Genomic DNA, 1,460 nt, shown 5'->3' on the forward strand with positions numbered 1-1,460 from the left:
CAGTGGCTATGTTTTTTCTTTATTGTAATACACTAAACCGCTTCTCGATGATAAGGCGTTAATCTTGCATTTTTATGCATATTATTACAGCATTTTCGCCTAATAATGTAGAAAATGCTATATATTACAAATTAGGATAGCTAATAAAACAGTGTAAGCTAGTTATAGACAAATCTATCCCCCCTTGCATTTTAAGGTGATAATATGCTGTATCAATGTTTTTTGATATTTCAAGTTCACCTATATATACAGGTAAAATATCATCTTCATCTATATTATTTTCATATTTCAGATCAATGATAGTATTTATCTTAATAGTACAAATTTCACCACCATCATTCATGTTCAAAATTTCAAGTATAATTAAATTTTGATTTAGATCTAAATCGAATCGGGATAGATTAACATCTACAAGTTTAAGATTGTCATCTTTCATCATTTTATTCGCCCATATTATTTGCCCATATTGATAAAATGAGCGGTAAAATAAACTGGCTTTGTAAATACCCTATTTAATACATAATTCACCTAAAAAATTAAGCTGCTTATTTTGCCGTTCTATAAATATATAAACCCTATTTTTGAACATTAATTGTGTCGCTTTTTTCAAAATCATCTTATCGCAAAAACATGATTCTATAAGTACTGCTTTTCAATTTAATAATAATTTTTGTGCCACAATTAAATAGCTAATGATAGTAATTACATTAATAATAGGTATAAAAACATGGCGTTAATTATAATCAACGATTTCACCTTTGAAAATATTATTGAATTAATTTGCCTCTGAGTAAAAATAGCAAATAAAAATTTTAAGCGATGCAAAGATAAATTAGAATGTTTTGTGCTAATTGAAATAGAATAAAGTAAGTCATTATTGAATTTATCTTGTTGATATAAAGATGTTAAAAAATATCCTCAAGTGCTAGTTTAGAAAGTTAAGGGGTAAAGCATGAACAAAAATCTAGAAAAAACGAGTAAATTTCTAAGTTACATTTTAAGACATCAACCTGAAGCTATAGGTATAGCTTTAGATTCTAATGGGTGGGTTAAGATTGAAACGCTAATTATGCAAGCTAATCAACATGGTGAATATCTTACCAGAGATCTAATTGAAGAAGTTGTTAAAACAAGCGATAAAAAACGTTTTACAATTTCAGAAGATGGGTTAAAAATTCGTGCTGCACAAGGACATTCAACTAAACAGGTTGAAATCAAATATCAACAACAAATCCCACCAGAATTTTTGTATCATGGGACGGCAACTCGTTTTATTGATTCAATTAAAGAACAAGGGTTAATTGCAGGTGACCGCCATTATGTTCACTTATCTTTCGATGAACAGACAGCTAATGCTGTAGGCAAACGACATGGTAAACCGATTGTATTAAAAGTAAAAGCTTTGTTAATGCATCAACAAGGCTTCAAGTTCTATTTAGCTGATAATGGTGTTTGGTTAA

At 28.9% G+C, this 1,460-nt stretch carries 2 protein-coding genes; one reads left to right on the forward strand and one right to left on the reverse strand.

Annotation, left to right across the window (positions count from 1 at the left end):
- Positions 1 to 124 precede the first annotated feature (124 nt).
- Positions 125 to 439: a hypothetical protein gene (locus A9G30_RS10485; RefSeq protein ID WP_065588917.1), complete on the reverse strand. Its 315-nt coding sequence runs from the start codon at positions 437 to 439 to the stop codon at positions 125 to 127.
- A 513-nt stretch (positions 440 to 952) separates the two neighbouring features.
- Between A9G30_RS10485 and A9G30_RS10490 the strand changes: the two genes are divergently transcribed.
- Positions 953 to 1,460, forward strand: a 508-nt coding sequence (locus A9G30_RS10490; protein WP_065588918.1) for an RNA 2'-phosphotransferase, incomplete at its 3' end; no start/stop codon positions are given.

Source organism: Gilliamella sp. Fer4-1 (assembly GCF_001690515.1).
Classification (GTDB): Bacteria; Pseudomonadota; Gammaproteobacteria; order Enterobacterales; family Orbaceae; genus Gilliamella; species Gilliamella apicola_C.

Coding starts and splice junctions, on each gene's coding strand:
- A9G30_RS10485 (WP_065588917.1), bottom strand. CDS start 439: ATGATGAAAGATGACAATCTTAAACTTGTAGATGTTAATCTATCCCGA.